Origin of the sequence: Enterococcus sp. C65, assembly GCF_040887165.1 — a bacterium.
GTDB lineage: Bacteria > Bacillota > Bacilli > Lactobacillales > Enterococcaceae > Enterococcus_B > Enterococcus_B hirae.
This window is the reverse complement of record NZ_JBFOFG010000006.1, coordinates 78,976-100,907: the sequence shown is the minus strand read 5'-3', so window position 1 is coordinate 100,907 and position 21,932 is coordinate 78,976. Positions and strand designations below refer to the sequence as shown.

The 21,932-nt window shown below is 37.2% G+C and carries 20 protein-coding genes and 1 riboswitch; of the genes, 15 read left to right on the top strand and 5 right to left on the bottom strand.

Annotation, left to right across the window (positions count from 1 at the left end):
* Positions 1-23: 23 nt before the first annotated feature.
* The 6 genes from AB3I12_RS08335 (at position 24) to AB3I12_RS08310 (ending at position 6,330) form a co-directional block, all read left to right on the top strand.
* A complete protein-coding gene (locus AB3I12_RS08335) occupies positions 24-653 on the top strand; it encodes an acetyltransferase (RefSeq protein ID WP_063627379.1) in 630 nt (209 codons plus the stop codon).
* Between the two features lies 1 nt (position 654).
* Positions 655-1,773: a DegT/DnrJ/EryC1/StrS aminotransferase family protein gene (locus tag AB3I12_RS08330; RefSeq protein ID WP_053766592.1), complete on the top strand. Its 1,119-nt coding sequence runs from the start codon at positions 655-657 to the stop codon at positions 1,771-1,773.
* Entirely contained in the window at positions 1,766-2,392 is a 627-nt protein-coding gene (locus AB3I12_RS08325; RefSeq protein ID WP_063627378.1) for a sugar transferase, read from the top strand. The genes AB3I12_RS08330 and AB3I12_RS08325 overlap by 8 nt, the downstream gene beginning before the upstream one ends.
* Positions 2,393-2,403: 11 nt before the next feature.
* Positions 2,404-3,495: a glycosyltransferase family 4 protein gene (locus tag AB3I12_RS08320; RefSeq protein ID WP_063627377.1), complete on the top strand. Its 1,092-nt coding sequence runs from the start codon at positions 2,404-2,406 to the stop codon at positions 3,493-3,495.
* 243 nt (positions 3,496-3,738) lie between these two features.
* Positions 3,739-4,908: a nucleotide sugar dehydrogenase gene (locus tag AB3I12_RS08315; protein ID WP_063627376.1), complete on the top strand. Its 1,170-nt coding sequence runs from the start codon at positions 3,739-3,741 to the stop codon at positions 4,906-4,908.
* Entirely contained in the window at positions 4,909-6,330 is a 1,422-nt protein-coding gene (locus AB3I12_RS08310; protein WP_010718511.1) for an oligosaccharide flippase family protein, read from the top strand.
* Between the two features lie 209 nt (positions 6,331-6,539).
* Here AB3I12_RS08310 and yidC read toward each other — a convergent pair whose 3' ends face one another.
* Both yidC and AB3I12_RS08300 read right to left on the bottom strand, forming a co-directional pair.
* On the bottom strand, positions 6,540-7,472 hold the full coding sequence (gene yidC, locus AB3I12_RS08305; protein WP_010718510.1) for a membrane protein insertase YidC: 933 nt from the start codon (positions 7,470-7,472) through the stop codon (positions 6,540-6,542).
* 338 nt (positions 7,473-7,810) lie between these two features.
* Positions 7,811-8,086, bottom strand: coding sequence for an acylphosphatase (locus AB3I12_RS08300; RefSeq protein ID WP_010718509.1), 276 nt, complete (start codon positions 8,084-8,086; stop codon positions 7,811-7,813).
* A gap of 107 nt (positions 8,087-8,193) precedes the next feature.
* On the opposite strand from AB3I12_RS08300, the gene AB3I12_RS08295 reads away from it, so the two are divergent.
* The 4 genes from AB3I12_RS08295 (at position 8,194) to AB3I12_RS08280 (ending at position 11,934) form a co-directional block, all read left to right on the top strand.
* The gene (locus AB3I12_RS08295) at positions 8,194-8,958 is read left to right on the top strand and encodes an RNA methyltransferase (RefSeq protein WP_034700883.1); all 765 of its coding nucleotides are present in this window, start codon (positions 8,194-8,196) and stop codon (positions 8,956-8,958) included.
* A 124-nt stretch (positions 8,959-9,082) separates the two neighbouring features.
* Positions 9,083-9,586, top strand: coding sequence for an HD domain-containing protein (locus AB3I12_RS08290; RefSeq protein WP_010737939.1), 504 nt, complete (start codon positions 9,083-9,085; stop codon positions 9,584-9,586).
* A gap of 248 nt (positions 9,587-9,834) precedes the next feature.
* On the top strand, positions 9,835-10,482 hold the full coding sequence (locus tag AB3I12_RS08285) for a FusB/FusC family EF-G-binding protein (protein ID WP_063627375.1): 648 nt from the start codon (positions 9,835-9,837) through the stop codon (positions 10,480-10,482).
* A gap of 42 nt (positions 10,483-10,524) precedes the next feature.
* A riboswitch (Fluoride riboswitch) is annotated at positions 10,525-10,592 on the top strand.
* Between the two features lie 49 nt (positions 10,593-10,641).
* Positions 10,642-11,934: a voltage-gated chloride channel family protein gene (locus AB3I12_RS08280; protein ID WP_063627374.1), complete on the top strand. Its 1,293-nt coding sequence runs from the start codon at positions 10,642-10,644 to the stop codon at positions 11,932-11,934.
* A 62-nt stretch (positions 11,935-11,996) separates the two neighbouring features.
* Here the strand turns inward: AB3I12_RS08280 and AB3I12_RS08275 are convergent, their stop codons facing one another.
* From AB3I12_RS08275 to AB3I12_RS08265, 3 genes are all read right to left on the bottom strand, one after another.
* Positions 11,997-13,196, bottom strand: coding sequence for a YdcF family protein (locus AB3I12_RS08275; protein ID WP_063627373.1), 1,200 nt, complete (start codon positions 13,194-13,196; stop codon positions 11,997-11,999).
* 301 nt (positions 13,197-13,497) lie between these two features.
* Positions 13,498-14,805: a serine hydrolase gene (locus AB3I12_RS08270; protein WP_063627372.1), complete on the bottom strand. Its 1,308-nt coding sequence runs from the start codon at positions 14,803-14,805 to the stop codon at positions 13,498-13,500.
* A 124-nt stretch (positions 14,806-14,929) separates the two neighbouring features.
* Entirely contained in the window at positions 14,930-15,052 is a 123-nt protein-coding gene (locus AB3I12_RS08265) for a hypothetical protein (protein WP_010718502.1), read from the bottom strand.
* Positions 15,053-15,284: 232 nt separating this feature from the next.
* Between AB3I12_RS08265 and AB3I12_RS08260 the strand changes: the two genes are divergently transcribed.
* The 5 genes from AB3I12_RS08260 to AB3I12_RS08240 all read left to right on the top strand — a co-directional run bounded on the left by AB3I12_RS08260 (position 15,285) and on the right by AB3I12_RS08240 (position 21,910).
* Positions 15,285-16,391 (top strand): hypothetical protein, encoded by a 1,107-nt coding sequence (locus AB3I12_RS08260; RefSeq protein ID WP_063627371.1) that lies wholly within the window; start codon positions 15,285-15,287, stop codon positions 16,389-16,391.
* 445 nt (positions 16,392-16,836) lie between these two features.
* A complete protein-coding gene (locus tag AB3I12_RS08255; protein WP_005875554.1) occupies positions 16,837-17,037 on the top strand; it encodes a cold-shock protein in 201 nt (66 codons plus the stop codon).
* Between the two features lie 283 nt (positions 17,038-17,320).
* The gene (locus AB3I12_RS08250) at positions 17,321-20,101 is read left to right on the top strand and encodes a helicase C-terminal domain-containing protein (protein ID WP_063627720.1); all 2,781 of its coding nucleotides are present in this window, start codon (positions 17,321-17,323) and stop codon (positions 20,099-20,101) included.
* Between the two features lie 77 nt (positions 20,102-20,178).
* Entirely contained in the window at positions 20,179-20,700 is a 522-nt protein-coding gene (locus tag AB3I12_RS08245; RefSeq protein WP_010718499.1) for a DUF5590 domain-containing protein, read from the top strand.
* A 19-nt stretch (positions 20,701-20,719) separates the two neighbouring features.
* Positions 20,720-21,910, top strand: coding sequence for a pyridoxal phosphate-dependent aminotransferase (locus tag AB3I12_RS08240; RefSeq protein ID WP_053766602.1), 1,191 nt, complete (start codon positions 20,720-20,722; stop codon positions 21,908-21,910).
* The last annotated feature ends 22 nt before the right edge of the window (positions 21,911-21,932 follow it).

The window sequence follows — 21,932 nt, the reverse complement described above, 5'->3', positions numbered from 1 at the left end:
AAAGAAACGAGAGGAGAAAGCGAGTGGATGCAATAATAGTAGGAGCAGGTGGGTTTGGTAAAGAAATTGCTTTTTTGCTCCAACAACAAAATGAGTATCAGTGGGTCGGTTTTGTCGATGATCGTAAAAGTGAGCAAAGCGATGTTCTAGGAAAACCTGTGATTGGCAAAATTGCTGACTTGCTTCAAGTCAAAACACCAATGGCAGTTTTTCTTGGGATTGCGGCTCCGACGGTCAAAGAAAACATCTATGAACAGTTACGACAAAACCCTCACTTGCTTTTTCCAAATTTGTTTGCCCCTAGCGCATTGATTGGCTTAAATGTTCAACTGGGCATTGGGAACATATTGATGCCTTACACGACCTATACTGCAGATATTTCAATCGGTGACTTCAATATGATCAATATTGGTTCAACAATCGGTCATGACTCCATTATAGGTAGTTACAATGCCATTTTTCCTAATGTCAATATTTCGGGAGCAGTCACTTTAGGAGATAAAAATGAACTAGGTGTCGGTACAAAGATTATTCAAGAATGTTCGATTGGTGATGGCAACATTATTGGGGCTGGCAGTGTTGTCATCAGAGATATCCCTCATCATTCAAAATGGGTGGGGGTACCAGCAAAGATAATTGAAAGGTGGAGTTGATGTGAGAAAAAAGCGAATATTATTAGCTTCGCCCCATATGAGTGAAGCAGGCTATGAACAAGCGTTTGTCAAAGAAGCCTTTGATACGAACTGGATTGCCCCTTTAGGTGCCAATGTCGATGGTTTTGAGCAAGAACTGGCAGATCATGTGGGAGCCAAGCATGTTGCTGCGCTTTCTTCAGGTACGGCAGCGATTCATTTAGCATTAAAGGCAGCAGGTGTCACGAAAGGAGATCAAGTGATTTGTCAATCCTTGACTTTTGCAGCTACGGTCAACCCGATTCTTTATCAAGGAGCCGTCCCAATCTTTGTGGATAGTGATGCCGAAACTTGGAATATGAGTCCTGTTCATTTACGCGCAGCTTTAGAAAAATATCCAAAAGCGAAAGCGGTGATCGTCGTTCATTTATATGGATTAGCTGCAAACTTAGCTGAAATCATGCAGATCTGTCAAGAATATCAAGTGACGTTGATTGAAGATGCTGCCGAATCATTAGGAACGACTTACCAAGGTAAATATACAGGAACGTTTGGAGACTATGGGATTTATTCCTTCAATGGAAATAAGATCATCACAACTTCAGGTGGGGGAGCATTAATCTCTGACGATCAATCAAAAATCGAAAAAGTCAAATTTTGGGCCACTCAATCTCGTGAAAATGAACGTTATTATCAACATTTAGAAATCGGTTACAACTATCGTATGAGCAATATATTAGCAGGAATCGGACGTGGTCAATTAAAAGTATTAAATGAAAGAATCCAAAAGAAGCGTGCCATCTATCAATTTTATCAAGAAGAATTGTCCGAGTTTCCTAATATACAATTTATGCCGGAAAACTCTTGGAACGAACCTAACTATTGGTTGAGTGTCATTCGTTTAGAAGGAATAGATCCATCTTATTTGATTGAAGAATTGGAAAAAGAACAGATCGAAGCACGTCCTGTCTGGAAACCGATGCACTTACAGCCTGTTTTTGACTCGTTTGATTTTATTGGCGGCGAAGTTGCAGAATCGCTTTTTTCTTCTGGAGTTTGTCTTCCCTCAGATACTAAAATGACGGATGAAGAGTTAAATAGAGTCGTTGCAACGATCAAGCGAGTGATGCGTTATGAGTAAACCAACCTTTTATCGACTTTTTGGAAAGCGTGCGTTCGATCTTTTTTTCTCAGGTCTTTTATTGCTTTTGCTTGCACCACTGATGCTCATACTTGCGGGGTGTGTTCGATTTAAACTAGGTTCACCGGTTATTTTTAAGCAAACAAGACCAGGGAAGAATGAACGATTATTTTTTATGTACAAGTTTCGCACGATGACAGACGAGAAAGATCAACATGGCGCGTATCTTCCAGATGAAGTTCGTCTGACAAAATTCGGCAAACTACTTAGAGCGACTAGCCTTGACGAGCTGCCAGAGCTTTGGAATATCTTTAAAGGCGAAATGTCTTTTGTTGGTCCTCGTCCATTATTGGTAGAATATTTGACACTTTATAATGAAGAGCAACGAAAACGCCACAACATTCGCCCAGGTTTGACCGGATTGGCCCAAGTCAGTGGTAGAAATGCGATCAGTTGGGAAGAAAAGTTTACGTATGATTGTTTGTACGTTGAAAGTTATTCGTTTGGCAAAGATGTTTGGATCTTGTTACAAACAGTCCTTAAAGTGTTCAAACAAGAAGGGATTAGCTCAAATTTTGGACCAACAAGTGAAAAATTTGAAGGGAATGAACCATACTGAAAATTTTATATGTGACGACGATCTCCAATACACTCAATGCTTTTTTAATCCCACATATTGATCAACTAATCAAAAATGGACATGAAGTGAGTGTGGCATGTGCGCTTGAACAACCGTTGGCATCTTATTTTTCTGATAAAAAAATACCTGTGTTTCAAATACCATTCAATAGGAATCCATTAGCTAAAAGCAATCTTTTAGCCTATAAGAAAATCAAACAGCTGATCAAAGAAGAGAATATCGATATCGTACATACGCATACGCCAGTTGCTTCGATGGTGACAAGACTTGCTTGTAAGCGGATCAATATTCCTATCTACTATACGGCACACGGGTTTCACTTTTATCAAGGAGCCCCAATGCTTAATTGGTTCGTCTATTACCCAGTTGAAAAATACTTATCTCGTTATACAAGTAAGCTTATTACCATTAATCAGGAAGATTATTTGCTTGCTTCACAAAAATTTAAAGCAACACAAACTCATTTGATTCAGGGGGTTGGAATCCAAGTAGAAAAGTTCGAGAAAACCTTGGTTGATAAACGGCTAAAAAGTAAGGTACTTTCACTAGCTCAGCCAACAACCAAAGTACTCCTTTCAGTCGGTGAATTGAATAAAAACAAAAACCACGAACTGGTGATTCATGCACTCGCTTCATTTAAAGACCAAGATTTCCACTATTTTATTTGTGGAACGGGGCCTTTGAAACAAACGCTAGAACAAAAAATTAAATTTTTAGGTTTGGAAAAGAAAGTCAGTTTACTCGGATATCGTAAGGATATTATTGAGATCATGAAAATGAGTGATCTATTTCTCTTTCCTTCTTTAAGAGAAGGATTGCCCGTATCGATCATGGAGGCTATGAGCGTTGGTTTACCGGTAGTCGCTTCAAATATACGAGGCAATAAAGATCTGATCTATGATGAGAACACAGGAAAATTGTTTGATGTCAAAGAGTCAGAAGAACTAGTAAATATTCTTCAAGATTTTTTTTCTGGAACGTTACCTGTTACAAAATATTCCGAGAACGCTGCTGCTCATATCCAAAAATTCAGCGAAAACGTAATCATCAATCAAGTAGCAGAACTTTATGAAACTTTATAACTAAAGGAATTTCACAAAATAAAAAAAGCACTTAAACAGGGAAAATGAGGTGAAAAGCTCTTAACCTCAAGAATGTTTTGATTATTTGTAAGAGTGACTGACGAAATGAGCCTGGGTTCAAAGGAAAAGTAAATGGCTTTGTTTTTTTAGAAGAATGATAAAGCGAATGAAACGAAGAACTACCAATAACGTTCCAGTTTGTGTTTTTTATGTTAATAAAACTAATGATAGAGGTGAAACCAATTGAACGTATCAATTTTCGGCCTAGGCTATGTAGGGCTAGCCAATGCGTTATTACTTAGCCAGCATGAGAATGTCAAAGCTTATGACATCGTAGCAGAAAAGATCGAACGACTACAAAAGAAGGAGTCACCAATTGAAGACCGTGAAGTACATAATTTTCTTCAAAGAGAAGACCTAGCAATCGAATTTATTAAGGATTTCCGAGAAGCGGTTCTTTTTGGTGATTATTTGATTATTGCCACACCCACTGATTACGATGAAAAGAAAAATTATTTTAATACCTCATCGATTGAGAGCATCATTGAACAAGCTCTCGCCATTCGTCCAGAAGCAAAATTTATCATTAAGTCCACGGTACCAGTAGGGTATACGGCCGAATTAAAGAAAAAATATCAAACAGAAAATATTGTTTTTTCACCAGAATTTTTACGTGAAGGTAAAGCATTGTACGATAATCTTTATCCTTCCCGCATTGTTGTAGGAGAATGTTCAGATAGAGGAACAGAGATTGCGAATATGTTCAAAAAGAATACGCAAGCAGATAATGTCCCAGTTTTATTGACTCATTCAACAGAAGCGGAAGCAATCAAGTTATTCTCAAATACGTATCTGGCGTTGCGTGTGGCTTACTTCAATGAATTGGATAGTTATGCGGAGATACGAGGCTTAAATACGAAACAAATCATTGAAGGCGTCGGACTGGACCCACGTATCGGCTCTCATTACAATAATCCTTCATTTGGTTATGGAGGGTATTGTTTGCCAAAAGATACGAAACAGTTGAAAGCAAATTATACCGATGTGCCTAACAATCTTATCCAAGCGATCGTTGAAGCAAATACAACCAGAAAAGATTTTATTGCAGAACAAATTTTAGCCCAAAAGCCTAAAACTGTGGGAATCTATCGGTTAACGATGAAAGCCGATTCAGACAATTTCCGTTATTCATCGATTCAAGGAGTCATGAAACGAATCCAGGAACAAGGAGTTTCGGTGGTTGTTTATGAGCCAACGTTACCTGTTGAAGAATTTCATCATGCGCCTGTCGTTTCGGATCTTGCGCGATTCAAACAACTATCGGATGTGATCGTCTCAAATCGGATGGACCATCAATTAAAAGATGTGATCGAAAAAGTCTATACGAGAGATATTTTTAGACGGGATGAATAAATGAAAAATATAGCCAAAAATTTTTTTTATCAGAGCTTGTTTCAACTGACGAAAATCATTCTTCCGATTATTACCATTCCAATCGTTTCTAATGCTTTAGGGCCAAGTGGGATCGGTCTTTATAATTATACGTTTTCAATTGTCCAATATTTTGTTTTGTTTGCGGGGCTAGGGGTAACGATGTACGGGAACCGGGAAATAACTTTGACTTACAACCGTAAGAAAGAAGCGTTATCAGAAGTTTTTTGGGAAATTCTGCTTTTTAAGGCATTAGCGAGCTTAATTGTCATAGTCGCTTACTTTATTGTTGCCTCTTTATTAAATAATCGTTCGTATTTGTTTGTCCAATCCTTGGCGATTTTTGCCGTATTATTTGACGTATCTTGGTTTTTTATGGGAATTGAAGATTTTAAGAAAACTAGTATAGCTAATTTAGTAGTCCAACTAGTCACGTTTTTTCTCATTCTTTTCTTGATTAAAAACGAAGACGACACGTTAAAATATACCTTGATTCAAGGACTAGGTTTAGTTTGTTCACAAGTGAGTGTCTGGTTCTTTATTCCTAAATACATTCATTTGACGAAAGTTGATTTAAAGAAAAGTCTTAGTCATTTAAAGGGCTCTTTTGATTATTTTATTCCTCAAATTGCGATCATGTTGTATACCAATTTGAATAAGACCCTTTTAGGTTTCACATTAGGAAGTGTTGCAGTGGGCTATTTTACCAATTCTCTGCAATTGAATACCGTATTCATCACGATCATAACTACCTTAGACATCGTCTTACTTCCCCATATGACAAGTTTTTTTGCAAAAAAAAATATGGAGAAAATCGTTCGCACGATGGAAAAAACGATTCATTTACAATTGTTTTTTTCGATTCCAATCATGTTTGGGATGTTGACAGTTTATGACAAGCTCGTTCCTTGGTTTTTTGGCGAAAAATTTAGCTACATCACTCAAATTATTCCATATTTTACGGTTTTGATTGTGATCGTTCCTTTAGGCATGGCGATTTCTAGACAATATCTAATGCCAATTGGTCAGGTTAAAGAGTATAATCGTTCAGTAATCATTGGAGCTATCATCAATCTTGTGGCAAATCTCATACTATTGCCGTCTATTGGCTTTTTGGGGGTCGTATTTTCAACTATTCTCGCCGAAAGTTTTGTTACAGTTGTAAGAACAAGAGCTTTTCTGAAACAGACGACGTTTACCTTTTCTCTCAGAAAAATCGGGATGTTTATAATTGCTGGATTGATCATGTGTTTGATCACCAGGTTTTTAACAGGTCATTTAACGAGTAATATCCGAACCAATCTGATCCAATTCGTCATTGCTTGTCCGATCTATCTCGCAATCACAACGATAACCAAAGTCAATCCACTAGTTGATTTATTGAGGATCAAAAAGAAAATCTAATGATGACAAACAACAGGTCAAAGACCTTGAAAGTGGTTGCTGCTAGTGAGAAGAAAAATGTCTACACTGATTTTTATTCAATCCGAACCATTGATTCGGCAATTTAGCAAAGAATGATCAATGATCAGAGGACAAAATAAAAAAGGAGGAGAGGCGTTCTCTCTTCCTTTTTTATTTCAGCTATTTTGAGAAATAAACGAAATGCTTAGTTATTTCCGTTTTTGTTGTTTTCCAGCGTTACGACCTGTTTGGTTTTTAGGTGCTTTGACTTGTTTCTTCACTGGTTGTTCGCTATCCGCAGGTGTCACGTCTTTACGAGGTGTTACGACTTGCTTCGGTGGATTTTGTTTTAACTCTTCTGCCACTTGAGCTTTTAATTTAGGCTTCATGATGACATTTGTAATGAAGGTTTGCAAACAACTAAAGATACCACCAACTACCCAATAAAGTGTGACTCCAGCTGGCGCACTGATCGACATGAAGACGATCATCGCAGGCGAAACGATAAGCATCGTACGCATTGTTTTCTTTTGTTCTTCAGGGATACCGATTGTTGAAATATATCCTTGAAGTAAATAAGCAGCACCAGCAATCGCAACTAATACAAAACTAGGGTGTCCTAAGTCGATCCCATAGAAAGAGGATTCACGAATGCCTTCTGTATAACGAGCTGTGAAATAAAGGGCTGAAAAGATCGGCATTTGGATCAAGAGAGGCAAGCAGCCGATCCCGCCAGTCATACTTAACCCATTTTCACGATAAACTTGTTGCATTTCAGCTTGTGCAGCCATTTGTTCTTCACGAGTAGTCGCCGTTTTTAGTTTTTGTTGAGCGGCTTCGACTTGCGGCTTCAATGCTTGCATTTTTTCAGATTGGATCATTGTCTTTTTCGATTGACTAATACCTAATGGCAAAATGATGATACGAACGATGACTGTCATTAAAATAACAGCCCAACCATAGGACCAGTTGAAGTTCTCCACTAAATATGTAATCGCTTGTCCCATTGGATGGACTAATACTCGGTACACGATACCTGATGTGTCAGGGTTACCATTTGAATCCAGACGAACACAACCAGATAAGAAAAGCATGACTGTGACAAGGCCAGAACCCAATACCCAATTTTTCCATTTATTCATAAAATACTTCCTCTTTTATAATTTTTACACAAAATTAACTATACTAAAAAAGCACACACAATTCAATCTACTTTATAGAAAATTCATAGATTCCTACCTATATGGTCTTAAAAAAATAAAAAAGTTATTTGTCAAACCACAAAAAGGAAAGGGAGAAAAGCCATCGGTTAAACAGAAGCAAAAACGATCAAACGAGTGAGGGACGATTAGAAGAGAGAAGGCACGTTGTTTCTTTAAAAAAAGTCCTTTATCGTCAAACTTTCTTAAAGTCATGTGAGCCTTCTCATAGTGTAAATAGAACTACCTTTTGCGTGTTTCGTCCATTCAGAATCAGTAAATTAGCCGATCACATCAAATTTTTTTCGTTCTTCCATCATCGGATTATCTTGCAAGTCAACGTATTGTACGCGACCACTAGGACTTGGAGAATCCTTTACTTCTTCAATGAATCTTTTGATCGTTTCCTCATCGCCACATGCTTCGATTGTCACCGAACCATCTTCTTCGTTTTTAACTGTGCCTGTGATCCCTAATTGATCGGCAACGATTTTTGTCATATAACGAAAGCCAACACCTTGGACACGTCCTTGAACGTTCATCTTGATTTTTTTCATCATATCCACCTTTCTTTCCTTGCTTTTTAAATTAATGATACCGATTTTTTGATGTTGTAACAAGTTCAAGGTTCGAATTCATGCTATAATTAAGTGAGGTGAAAAATGTGAAAGAAATCCAATCAGCAAAAAATCCAAGAATCAAAGAATTGAAAAAACTACATAAGAAAAAATACCGGGAAGAAACAGGCGAGTATCTACTCGAAGGATTCCATTTGGTTGAAGAGGCAGTTGCTTCTCATGCCAAAGTAAAAGAAATCTTAATCACAGAAAAAGGGTTAGAAGAGTGGGAGGAGTGGCTTAAAAACCATTTAGACATCCCTTGTACCTTGGTAACGAATGAAGTCATGGCTGTGGTATCAGATTTGCCAACACCCCAAGGTATCTTAGCCGTTATGCTCTACGAAAAAGTAAACATGCCCGAATTAACTGGAGGATGGTTATTGTTAGATAATGTCCAAGATCCTGGGAATGTTGGAACAATGATTCGTACGGCAGATGCTTTTGGACTATCTGGTGTCGTTTTAGGAAAAGGATCAGCTGACATTTATAGTACAAAAGTGTTAAGAAGTATGCAGGGGAGCAATTACCATCTACCAATACTTCAAACAGACCTTGAGCAAATGATCCCGCTTTTAAAGGAACACAATTTTAATATCTATGGAACGGAATTGAACGAGGATGCTCGTTCATTAGAACAGGTAACTGTTCCTGAGAAGTATGCAATTGTCATGGGGAATGAAGGGCAAGGCGTGCGGCCCGAAATTCTTTCCTTGACGGATAAAAATATCTATATTCCGATTCGCGGAAATGCTGAATCATTAAATGTAGGAGTGGCAGCAGGCATCGTACTTTACCATTTCTCTTTATGATTAAGGAACTATTAAGCTTTCTACATTTTGATGGAACCTCACTAGAATATTCCGAACACTAATGGTATACTAGGATCAATTTCAAAGGAAAATGAAATTCAAAAAAGGTGGCAGATCAATAATTATGACAGAAAAATGGCGTGAAGACGAAGAATATATGTCTTATGTAGAAGATCTATTAGCAACAGATGCAGTGAAGAAATTAGCCAATTATACACAACATGTCCACTCCACTCGATTAGAGCATTCTCTTAGTGTTTCTTACTATAGTTATAAATTAGCCAAAAAATGGGGCGGTAATGCAAAAGCGACTGCACGTGCAGGTCTTTTGCATGATCTTTTCTACTATGATTGGCGTACAACAAAATTTGATGAAGGAACGCATGCTTATATCCATCCAAGGATCGCAGTGAAAAATGCAGAAAAAATTACTGACCTATCCGATTTAGAGCGTGATATCATCTTAAAACATATGTGGGGCGCTACGATCGCACCGCCTAAGTATAAAGAAAGCTATATTGTGACGTTTGTCGACAAATATTGTGCTGTGAAAGAAGCAGCGCAGCCAATGACTGCTTCGATGAAACAAAAATGGCAAAGATATTTCGGCAAAGAACAATCGATTTAATACGATGTGATTAAGAATTCTTCCTGAGAAATTTCATAAAATTTCTCAGGTTTTTTTTTATTGACGAACCATGATTTTTACTGTTTACTTTGTATCAAGAACAAGTTGTTGATACAAACTTAAAGGGGGTGATGATAAGATGCCATATGGATCTTATTTAAAAGAGTGGAAAAGCTTTAACTAACGTACTTTGTTGAAGTTCTTTTCTTCAAAGTACATTCACTTGAAAGAAGAAAGGACTCAAAGTCATGGAAAAAACAATTAAACCTTATCAATATTATTTTATTAAAAGAGAAGTCGAACAATTAATATCAGTCTATCATTCAGTAAACGATTCTAAAACGATCGAAACGGTCCAAGCATTAGCTGTGGAGAGAATAGAGGAACTAGTAGAACCCTCACAAAGGATGAACCTTTTCTTAGAAAACATCTTAAATACTTCTTTGACCAAAGAAACTGCTGAACGCTTATTAGAAGAATTAAAAGAATCAGTTCAACCTTTTGAGCAACCTTCGAAAGCTCAAATCGAAAAATTATTCCGAAAAGTGAAAAAGCTAAAACAACCTGATTGGAATCATTTGGATTTAAGAGAACACACCTATATTGGATGGAATGATCCTGGTACTCAGAAAAAATTTCTTGTTTATTATGATGAATCAGGGAAGTTAAATGGTATTCGCGGGACTTTATCCCCGACCATCACGAAAGGGATTTGTACGATTTGTAAAAAAACTTCGAGTGTGTCACTCTTTTTAGCAACAACAAAATCGAATTCAGATGGCACCTATACGAAAAAAGGAAACTATATTTGCCATGATAGTGAGCATTGTAACCACAATTTAGTCCAATTGACTCCTTTTTATGAATTTACTGAGATTGTAAAAAAAGAAGGATAATTTCATTGTATTTTTCATAAATATATGCTATTTTAATTGATGAAGTGAATAGGTGATGGTGTTCGCCTTTAAACGTTAATCTTAAGATAACTAATGACGCCTACTAAGAATCGGGATACCCCTTTTTTTAGTAGGCGTTTTTTTTGAGGAGGAAAAGAGATGGAAAATCGATTACCTGATCCAATTAGGGTCGTCGTATACATGATCAAATGGTTATTGATCACATTGCTATTGGGAATTTTTATGGGAAGTTTATCAGCCTTTTTTCTCAATAGTTTAACATGGGTTACTAATATACGCCTTGCTTCACCCTGGTTGTTGTTTCTTTTACCAGTAAGTGGTGGAATTTTTGCTTTTTTATATAGTAAGTACGGAGGAAATTCTGGTAGAGGAAATAACTTAGTGATTGATCAAGGAAATGGTGGGGAAGAAAAAATTCCTTTACGCCTGATTCCTTTAACGTTATTTGGAACGATTACCACCCATTTATTTGGTGGTTCTGTCGGACGAGAAGGAACAGCTGTGCAAATGGGAGGCGCTTTAGCAGAAAATTTAGCCCGTCTCTTTCGGTTAAATAAAGTGGAACGGGAGTTATTGGTGATCAGCGGGATCAGTGCTGGTTTTAGTTCCGTTTTTGGTACGCCTCTTGCTGGAACACTATTTGGGTTAGAAGTTTTAGCAATTGGAAAAGTTAGAACAGAAGCCTTATTTCCAAGTTTTTTTGCAGCACTGTTTGCTAACTTTGTGACTGAAAGCTTTGGGGTGAAACATATCCATTACCCTATGGGGACGATTCCAAGTTGGGATGTATCTCTTTTCTTTAAATTATTCGTTGCAGGCATTGCTTTTGGTCTGATTGGTTGGGTATTTAGTCGTTCGATCGTTTTTTTGAAAACTTGGTATGCCAAAAGAATGGCTAGTCCAGTTCTACGTAATTTTATTGGCGGAGCTGTGGTCGTCATCGCAGCGCTCTTATTGCAAACCCAAAGATATTTGGGGCTCAGTTTGCCTTTGTTAACTGATGCCTTTAATGGTACCGCCCATTTCTATGATTTTCTTGGAAAGCTTGGATTTACTGTCTTGTCTTTAGGTGCTGGTTATCAAGGTGGAGAGGTAACTCCTTTATTTGAAATCGGAGCGACATTAGGTGCTGCTCTAGCACCAATCTTACATGTGTCCATTCCTTTTTTAGCAGCCTTGGGATTCATTGGCGTCTTTTCAGGAGCAACAAATACACCCATTGCTTGTTTTGTTATGGGAATCGAATTGTTCGGTGGACAAGCAGCCAGTTATTTCTTTATGATCTGTCTGGTGAGCTTCATGTGTTCTGGTAATAGTGGAATTTATTCAGCACAAAAAGTAGTAGTGAAAAAGGGAATTCTTTTCCTGCCAATGATGGGAAGTCAGAAACAGTCTGAGCGATCTAAGGGGAGAACGAAAACACGAAAATAGTTGTTGCAAAAGGAAAGATTACAAAAAGTAAAAGGCATTTGGGGGACACCCAAATGCCTTATTTAAATAAAGATGCTCAAAGCTGCGAGTAATACGGTAAATAGCACGATTAAGCCACCAACGACCAAGTGTCTTTTTTTGTGCAGAACCAAGATGGCGATATATTCTCGCAAAAATGCATTCGGCAAGTAGTAAAAGGCAGTTTTCGCTCCGATTCCATCCGCTTTTAAACCAGCTTGCTTTGCATAAAGACCTGCACGGAAGATGTGGTAATTATTAGAAGTGAAAATCGCTCGATATGGCCCACCAGTTTGTTGATCCATGAGTTCTTTAGAAAAACGCATATTTTCTAAAGTTGTCTTTGAATTGGCTTCCACCAAGATATCTCTCTCAGGAATGCCTTTAGCTAAAGCATATTGCTTCATCGCAATTGCTTCCGGCACTTTTTCATCTGATCCTTGACCACCAGACATCAATAGAATAGGCGGGTTCAAGGTTGCTTTACTTTGTGCCCAATAAAAGGCGATCGCTTTGTCGATTCTTTTTGCTAAAAGAGGGGATACCGTTTCGCCATTTAGTAGACCAGCCCCTAAAACGATAATGTAATTTTGGTTGTATCGTGGACGGTTGAACTGATACAAAAAAGAAACGGTTATAAAGTTATAGAAAACCACAAAAAGATAAAACAGAATCAATGGGACAGCCGTGAATAATACATTGAACCATTGTGGGAAATATTGGATAAAGAAGATTTGAAATATAGTATATAACGTTAAAAAGATTGCTAATAATAAAGTTAAGAGATTGGCTAATGAGCGAGATTCTCTTTTTAAAACTAATAACCCGTTCCAAAATAAAAAGACGATCAAAATGTAAACGCCAAATAACAAGATCAACAAAACGGGGATAGCAATTATTGCAAATAAACCACCAATAAAAATATTTTGTGTTTCAAGCAGCAAGGTGACTAAGTAGCCGCCAAAACTAATTAAAAAGAAATTGAACAATACCCCGTTCAATAGTTTGCGTTTTTCAGTAAAATAGGAGAATGCAAAAATACTGAAAAAAACAAGTGGGATCAAAAAGTAAAAGGTGGAATAAAAAATTTCCAAAACAATGAAGTAAGTGACCATCATCATAAATGTCCAAGATCCACAATAAAAGAACAGAGCAGGATCACTTTGACGACGGCGCCAATAAAGAATACCGGTAAACCCTAAAACATAGAGAACCAAGAAAGTCAGGTCTCTTGTCAAATTCATAGAATTAACTCCTTTCGTTTAATGAACACGAAATAAAACGTGTTTTGTTTAGGTTGATACCAATTTACGCAAAAACGATTGATTGAAAGATAAAATCAATAAAATTGACACAACCTTTACTATTATAGCTAAAATTAGAGAAAAAAGCTGTTCTGAAAAATTAAAAACTAAAAAAAGGAAAACTTGAGGCATGTAGCAGGGATTGTTAGATAAAAGTACACCTCCTAAGTTAGACAATGACATTCTGACTTAAGAGGTGTACTTAAAATTCTACGTTCTACTTGTTGGTATTTTAGCTGGATTAGAACAAATTACTAAAAAAATCAGTAACATGTCGCCAACCAATCACAAAGATATTTGCTTTTTCAACTGATTTAGCAGTAATAATATCTGTGGTTGGTTCTTTATTGTCTTCCAAATAGCCCAGTGAATCATCGGCTAAGGTAATCGTTGCTGTCCCTACCTTCATACCTTTATTGACGGGGGCTGCTACTTGATCATTCGTTACGACTTTTTTATCAAGGGTAGGAGTAATTTTTAATTTACCAGTATCCATACCATTTCTTACCCAAACTTTTACAGGATTTTTTAAGGCAACTGCTACTGAAGTTTCTTTGCCATCTTTCACTGCTAAGTTTTTTAAATCTGGAATACTTGCATTGGACTTTCCAAGTTCTTTAATTGACCAATTATCATAGCAGTAATCCATTAAACGTCCGGTTTCGTTGAAGCGGGCACTTGGATTTGTAGCATGGTCATCGGCATTTAAAACAACCGTAATGACTCGTCTACCATCTTTATTGATCGTTCCAACAAAACAAGCACCAGCAAATTCAGTTGTACCAGTTTTTAAACCATCTACGCCTTCTTTATAGTTAACAAACCCAGAAAGCATCCAATTCCAATTCACCATTTCGACAGGTGACTGAGTCCCTTCGCCGAATGTTTCATTAGTAGTATTTGTCACTTTTAATACCTCAGGAAAATCTAAGATCAAGTGTCTGGCAACGATCGCAACATCTTTGGCTGACATTTGGTTTTCTTCTGTTTCCGAGGTACCTTCAGGACGATTCTCACCGAGATAGGAATTATTTAATCCAGAGGCGTTCACAATCGTTGCGTCGTTAATACCCCAATCTTTTAATTGTTTTTTCATCAATTCAAGAAACTTTGTTTCACTGCCAGCTATTTTTTCGGCTAAAGCTACCATTGAGGCGTTAGCAGATTGAATAAAGGCTGAATCAAAAAGTTCTTTGACCGTATAGCTGTTCTCTTTGTGCAACGGTACGTTTGACAAGTCAGGAACAACGCTCAATTTTTCAGCATAATCTGAAATTGGCACTTTTTCATCCCAAGTCAGTTTTCCTTCTTTTACTTGATCAAGAACGATATAAAGACCAATTATTTTAGTGATTGAAGCAATTCCCATTGGTTTTTCTCCATCTTGATCATAAAGGATCTTACCACTCTCTGCATCAACAGCAAAAGCGGCTTTTGCATTGACTTTGAATGATTCGTCAGCGTGAACTGCTGTGATTGGTAAAATCGCAGTGAGGCACAAGATCAAACTTGTTAATAACATGAACAATCGTAATTTTTTTTGAGGCATTTATTTTCTCCTTGTTTTCTAATAGTTTTCCTATAAATTAAAATTTTATCAAAGAGATAGAGTAGTTTCAATATTTCTGATAAAAACATAATAAAAGATATTTATAGAAAAAGGAGAAAAGTGGTTACTTCTCTTGATCTTTGCTACGAATTTTTACCGGTTGCACTTCTGGCTCATTCAATCGAGAAGCAACAAAAATAGTAACAGCAGTTAGGGTTAATAAACTGAAGATCATGAATATGTGCATGTGATCACCTCATTCATTTATTTTCTATTAGTATAGCAAAAAGAATTGAATTTCTTTTTAAGAAATGAAAGGAATGATTGAGTAAAGTATGAAATAATTATGAAATTAATTAAATAAAACAAAAATAGAAATAAGTCGTTTTATTAAAATTCGTTTTATTATCTCGAAAAAATTTGTTGTGGTAGACTTTACTTATAGTAAAGGAATGACTTTTTTTAGGAGGGATACGATTATGACAAAAATGGCGAAAGAATTATTGTCACAGCTGACTTCAGAAGGTGCTACAGGCCCATTCGTCACGATTATGTTGAACACCCATGTCGCACATCAAGATGTAGAAAAAGATCAAATCAAGTTCAAAAATTTTGCGAAAGAAGCAAAAAAACGGTTTGAAAAAAAATATGCTGAACATGACTGGTCCTTGTTCCAAGAAAAAATCACTAGTTTGTTAGAAGATGCTTCATTTTGGCGAAGCGCTACAACAAGCGTGGCTGTCATCTTATCTCCAGAACATACGTATATCCATCGCTTAGGTATTCCTGTAGATGACCAATATTATGTGAGTGATCTGCCATATCTTCTAGCGATTATCAAAAATAGTCACTTTAACTACGCTTATTATCTACTAGGATTGAATCGTGATTCAATGAAGTTGTACGAAGTAAACAATAAGCAGGTAACTGAAGTAAAATTACCGGAAGATGCACCGAAAGATGTAGTAACAGCTTTAGGTTCGGAGTTAACAGGTGGCGGATTAAACTATACTTCAAATGGTAGTGAGGGAGCTACATTTCATGGTGTCAATCCAAAAGATGAGGAAGTAGAGATCGACTGGGTCAATTATTATCAAGCAGTTGATGATTATCTTAAGGATACCTTTGACAATCCTGAAAAACGCCCAATTTATCTCTTTGCGTTACCGGAAAACCAAACGATGTTCAAAAAAATTGCTAAAAATCCGTACTATTGTTCTGATGTGGCGATCTCTGCCTCACCTGCACAATTATCGTTAAAAGAAATCGAAGCAGGAGCTAAAAAACTTTCTGAGGAATTAGCTGCAAAAGAAGCAGAAGGGTATAATCGTTTGTTAGATAAAAAATTTATCGATCAACTAGTGGATATCGTTCCAGCTGCTAAAGAAGGGAAAATTTCTCACTTGTTTATTGCTACGTCTAACTTAGTGGATGGATTTGGAGAAGATCCAGAAACAGAGTATGACCGCCGTCAAGTTTTAAATGAGTTGGCAGATAATGTCATCATCAACGGAGGACAAGTAGTTATTCTTGAACAAAAAGAGGCGCCAGATGAGAAAAGTTTAGTAGCGATCCTTCGTTACTGATAGAGTGCCATGAGTTTTTGAATGTTGAATAAAGAAATGATAGAACAAGACTGGGGAAATTTTTTTTCCTCAGTTTTTTTTATAGTAAAAAAATAAAAAGTAGAAAAAATTAATTCAACTGGTGTTATTTTACTATCAACTATCGTTCTTAAGGGGAATCTTATCAAAAAAAATCGTTAGAGAAAGTCTGAATTATAAGGAAACGATTCCATATTTGTTAGGACGGAATACAGAGATATCACTCTTTTTCTCTTTTTTGTCAGAAAACACCAGATGAAAAGGAAAAAAAGAAGGGAAAATAGTGGCTATTTTGTAACCGATATGATATATTAAGAGTGTAGTTTTTGTTCGGTAATCTGTGGCATGTTTCAAATAAACATCTTCCAGATATACACCATTCAAGTAATTGCAAAATATGTGTTGAAACACAAGGAGGATTTTTATTATGGAAACAGGTACAGTAAAATGGTTTAACTCAGAAAAAGGTTTTGGATTCATTACAGCAGAAAACGGTAACGATGTATTCGTTCATTTCTCAGCTATCCAAGGCGACGGATTCAAAACTCTTGAAGAAGGTCAAACAGTAAACTTTGACGTTGAAGAAGGTCAACGTGGCCCTCAAGCAACTAACGTTGTTAAAGCTTAATTAATTGATTTGAATAAAAGCTCGATAACTACTTTGTAGTTGTCGAGCTTTTTTGTTTTGGATCAATCACAAAGTTAAATACGTTCTTCAGATAAGTGGAGTTGATTCTGCATCAACAGATAGTTGAGTAGTCAGCCGGTAGGTAAGGTGATCAGATGATTTAGAAAGTGAACCAATAATATAAAGGTTTTTTTCATAAATGGAAAGAGAGATTAAGAAATTTTCTGGTGATTGTAGTATAATCGCAAGAGAACATTTAAAGGCAAGAGAAGAGGAAGTAAATTTGAAATCAAAAACTTATGCAGTTGTCGATATTGAAACGACTGGGACAAATCCAAAAGAAGATCGCATTATCCAATTTGGATGTGTCATGATTGAAGGTGGTCGAATCACTTCTCGTTTTTCGATTGATATTAATCCCGGACGCAAGATTTCCAAACAAATCCAACATCTGACAGGAATTACCAATCGTCGTGTCCAACAAGCACCTTATTTTGAAGATGTGGCCGCAACCATCTATAATCTGTTGGCGGATACGATTTTTGTTGCTCATAATATTTATTTTGATTATAACTTTCTTAATCAGGAGCTATTAAGGTGCCAAACACCGGGATTAAAGATTCCTGGCATCGATACTGTTGAATTAGCTCAAATCTTCTTGCCAAGTGAGCCAAGCTTTCGATTGGCTGATCTGTCAGAGAGTCTAGGCTTTATTCATGAAAACCCACACCAAGCTGATAGTGATGCCGAAGTGACTGCCCAACTTCTTCTATTGATTGAAGAACGGATGCGCCGTTTACCATTAGTCACATTAGAAGCCATTTATGCATTAAGTGGGCAAACTGGAATGGATACAAGTCGATTTATTCAAAGTGTGATGGAAGAGATGAGAGAACAACCTCAGCCGTTAAACGAAGAATTAGAGATAATCGATGGGTTAGCTTTGCAAAAAAAAGAAGTAGATCTTTATACCAGCATTCATTACAACGAGCAAGTTTATCCTAGAAAGAAACAAGCTAAAGAAAAGATATTTGGGAAAACATTGATGTATCGTAAGGAACAAAATCGCTTGATGAATGCAGTATACGACCATTTTACCAAAGATGAGTCCAAAGATTTGATGATTGAAGCCGCTACTGGAATGGGAAAAACGATCGGGTACCTTCTTCCACTCAGCTATTTAGCCACTCCTGAAAAGCCGGCGATCATCAGTACTGTCTCACTGGTACTCCAGCAACAGATCATGGAAAAAGATATCCCACTGTTAAATCAATTGTTGGATCAGCCGATTCAAGCAACAGTGATTAAAAGTTATCGCCATTATATCGATTTGCAAAGGTTCAAAGCGACCCTTGAAGCGCCAAAAGAACAAAAACAATATTTACTTTACCAAATGGCAATCCTTGTTTGGTTGACTCAAACGAAAACCGGTGATTTAGACGAATTGCATTTGACCAACTTGAATCATCTTCTCTTTAGTGAGATTGCCCATCGGGGGACTTCATTTTTAGCTAAAAATCAACCGTTTTATGCACAAGATTTTGTTCGTTTTTTAGAGAGAAAGATCCAGCAAAGCAATTTTTTGATTGTGAATCATGCTTTTTTAGTCCAAGAAACCCAAAGAAAGCGACCATTGTTACCAGAGAGTCCATATTTATTGATCGATGAGGCGCATCATTTGCCTGATATTGCAGAGAAAGTCAATGATCGCCGCTTAAGTATTGCGTATTTTTTCAAACAAATCCAACAGTTTAACGAATCGGATCATTTGTTTGACCGGATCAAAGCGTATTTACCAGAAAACCACGAAGTTCAACGTTGGTTAGAGATTTACCAAGAGGAGTTAAACGCACTTAACGAAGCGCAAATTTTTCTGGCAGAAGGACTGAATCAATTTGCGGCAAAGCAAACAAACGGTCAGTATCCAGAAGAAATGATGGTTACTCAAGAAATGCTTTCGCAGTTACCATTTGAGTCGAGCCTTGCAATTGACCATCTCCATGTGTTTTATCGTGAAATCAAACAACTACAAGACCAAATGCGCTTAAGTTTGATAATCATTCAAGAAAGTTGGACGAAACAAATGCGCATTGATTTAGCCACTCTTTATCAATTATTCGATCAAATGGAAAAGCAAGCAACTTTGATGGAACAGTGGCTGGAAGATTGGCATGAAAATTTGATCCATTGGTTTGTTCCAAACAAAACGGCGCAACAAACGATTTTTCATCTTCACGATTTCAAGGCAGCCTCACTGAAAAGAACAGTTTGGTATCCGCGCTACACGCATATTTTATATATTGGCGGCACGCTTAAAGTGGGACCGAATCGCCAGTATCTTGCGAAACGTTTAGGAATTGAAGGTACACCATTGAAAGTGATTGCATCTCCTTATGATTACGAAAAACAAGCCCGTATCTATGTACCCAAAGAAGCACCGTCAATTAGTCAAGTTGATCAGCAACAATACGTGGACTATTTGTCTCAGACGTTGTCTCAATTGATCTTACAAGAAAAGCGACCAATCTTGGTTTTGTTTACGTCACATGATATTTTACAAAAAGTTTATCAGGCGATTCATTTATCCATGTTAGAGCAAGGACGGGAAATCTTAGCCCAAGGGATCGGCGGTAGCCGACAGAAATTGTTGAAACGATTCATGCTGTCTGAAATGAGTGTTTTATTTGGAGCTGATAGTTTTTGGGAAGGTGTGGATTTACCGGGGGATGCTTTACAGATTGTCGTGGTTACCCGCTTACCTTTTGACAATCCGTTACGACCGATGGTGAAGGCAAGGAATACCTACCTTGAATCAGAAGGAATCAACCCATTCTATCAAGAATCGATCCCTAAAGCTGCTTTAAAATTGAGACAAGCCTTAGGAAGATTGATTCGTGGTGAAGAAGATCGAGGCGTTTTATTGATTCTGGATCGTCGATTACTGTCTGCGAAATACAGTAATCGGATCTTGCAGGCCTTACCGAAGAATATTACGATCAAAGAAGAAACATTGGACGATATTTGCAAAGATATCCCAAAATTCTTAAAGAAAAACGAAGAATAAACTTCTTCAGACAATCTATTTTCGCATGAAAAATCTGCTATAATAAAACTTAGCGAATATAAAAGGAGCGACGATCCTTGAAGAAACAATCAAAACAAAAGCAAGAATCTCCGAAAGAAAAAACAATTAATCATGTATTACTAGGGTTGATTATCGCTTTATTAGCGATCATCGTATTTAGTTCGATTTTTTATTTACGTGCGAGCCGCCCAAGGATGCAAGCCAAACAAGAAGCAATTGAGATTGCTAAAAAATACGCAGGACTTGAAGAAGCAGATCACTTTTATTGGTTTACTCGGAATCATACTTACTTTTCTTTGACTGGTAAAAACGATAAAGGGCAAGAAATTGCGGTCATTATTCCTAAATCGGGCGAAAAGGTCAAAGTATTAGCTCAAAAAGATGGGATAACTGAACAAGAAGCAAAAGAAAAAATTGCTCAAGCTCATCCGGAAGTCCAAATCGAAAAAGCTTCACTAGGAATGTACGATAATCAAGCTGTCTGGGAAGTTGTTGGAAAAAATTCAAAGGATCAATTCAATTATTATTTGCTTTCTTTCGAGTCAGGGAAAGAAATAAAAACGATCACTGGAATATAATTTGTAAAGGATGAGTAGGATGAAGCTGTCAAAAAGAGTACAACAATTAGAACCTTCTGTGACGCTTGCTGCAGCAGCAAAAGCAAAAGCTTTGAAAGCACAAGGAAAAGATATCTTAAGTCTAACGGTCGGAGAACCTGACTTTGCAACGCCCGAAAATATCCAAGAAGTGGCGGTTCAGGCAATTAGAAACGGCAAAGCAAGTTACTATACGCCGAGCGCAGGGATTCCTGAACTACGCCAAGCAATTGTCGATTATATCAAGGAGTATTATGGGATCACCTATGAACCTTCTCAAACGATTGTAACGGATGGTGCAAAATTTGCGTTATATGCCCTTTTTCAGACGATTTTAGATCCTGAAGATGAAGTGATCATCCCAGTACCTTATTGGGTAAGTTATGGAGAGCAAGTAAAATTAGCAGAAGGTCGACCGGTATTTGTTAAAGGCGAGGAAAACAATGGATTTAAAATAACTGTTTCCCAGCTAGAAGCATCACGAACCCCTAAAACGAAAGCATTGATCATCAATTCTCCTTCGAATCCGACAGGAATGATCTATGATCAAAAAGAGCTGCAAGCAATCGGAGAATGGGCTGTCAAACATGATATTTTGATAGTTGCAGATGATATTTATGGACGTTTAGTTTATAATGGCAATGAGTTTACTCCAATTGCAACAATCTCTGAAGCTATTCGTAAGCAAACGATCATCATCAATGGGGTCTCAAAAACTTATGCAATGACGGGATGGAGAATCGGCTATGCTTTGGGGAACCAAGAAATCATCGATGGGATGATTGCAATTGCTTCTCAATCAACAAGTAATTCAACAGCAGTCAGTCAATATGCTGCGATTGAAGCGTTGACTGGTGAGCAAGATCCAGTGGAAGAAATGCGCCTGGCATTTGAAGAACGCCTAAATATCTTATATCCGCTTGTTTCAAACTTACCTGGAGTGACACTTAATAAACCACAAGGTGCTTTTTATTTGTTTCCGAATGTAAAAGAAACGTTGGCTATGTGCGGTTATGAGAATGTCACGAAGTGGGTAGAAGATCTATTAGAGGAAACGGGTGTTGCTTTAGTAACTGGTGAAGGGTTTGGTGCGCCAGAAAATGTGCGATTAAGTTATGCAACGGATCTTGGAACTTTGGAAGAAGCAGTCCGGCGTATTGCGCAATTTATTGAGAGTAAAAGTCAAATATAATCCTAATAATTAAGGTAGAGCG

Excerpts from the sequence above, each read along its gene's own strand:
- AB3I12_RS08270 (WP_063627372.1), bottom strand. The coding sequence starts at position 14,805 with ATGCCTCAAAAAAAATTACGATTGTTCATGTTATTAACAAGTTTGATC.
- AB3I12_RS08310 (WP_010718511.1), top strand. The coding sequence starts at position 4,909 with ATGAAAAATATAGCCAAAAATTTTTTTTATCAGAGCTTGTTTCAACTG.
- AB3I12_RS08325 (WP_063627378.1), top strand. The coding sequence starts at position 1,766 with ATGAGTAAACCAACCTTTTATCGACTTTTTGGAAAGCGTGCGTTCGAT.
- AB3I12_RS08300 (WP_010718509.1), bottom strand. The coding sequence starts at position 8,086 with ATGAAAAAAATCAAGATGAACGTTCAAGGACGTGTCCAAGGTGTTGGC.
- yidC (WP_010718510.1), bottom strand. The coding sequence starts at position 7,472 with ATGAATAAATGGAAAAATTGGGTATTGGGTTCTGGCCTTGTCACAGTC.
- AB3I12_RS08285 (WP_063627375.1), top strand. The coding sequence starts at position 9,835 with ATGGAAAAAACAATTAAACCTTATCAATATTATTTTATTAAAAGAGAA.
- AB3I12_RS08255 (WP_005875554.1), top strand. The coding sequence starts at position 16,837 with ATGGAAACAGGTACAGTAAAATGGTTTAACTCAGAAAAAGGTTTTGGA.
- AB3I12_RS08280 (WP_063627374.1), top strand. The coding sequence starts at position 10,642 with ATGGAAAATCGATTACCTGATCCAATTAGGGTCGTCGTATACATGATC.
- AB3I12_RS08265 (WP_010718502.1), bottom strand. The coding sequence starts at position 15,052 with ATGCACATATTCATGATCTTCAGTTTATTAACCCTAACTGCTGTTACT.
- AB3I12_RS08275 (WP_063627373.1), bottom strand. The coding sequence starts at position 13,196 with ATGAATTTGACAAGAGACCTGACTTTCTTGGTTCTCTATGTTTTAGGG.
- AB3I12_RS08240 (WP_053766602.1), top strand. The coding sequence starts at position 20,720 with ATGAAGCTGTCAAAAAGAGTACAACAATTAGAACCTTCTGTGACGCTT.
- AB3I12_RS08290 (WP_010737939.1), top strand. The coding sequence starts at position 9,083 with ATGACAGAAAAATGGCGTGAAGACGAAGAATATATGTCTTATGTAGAA.
- AB3I12_RS08260 (WP_063627371.1), top strand. The coding sequence starts at position 15,285 with ATGACAAAAATGGCGAAAGAATTATTGTCACAGCTGACTTCAGAAGGT.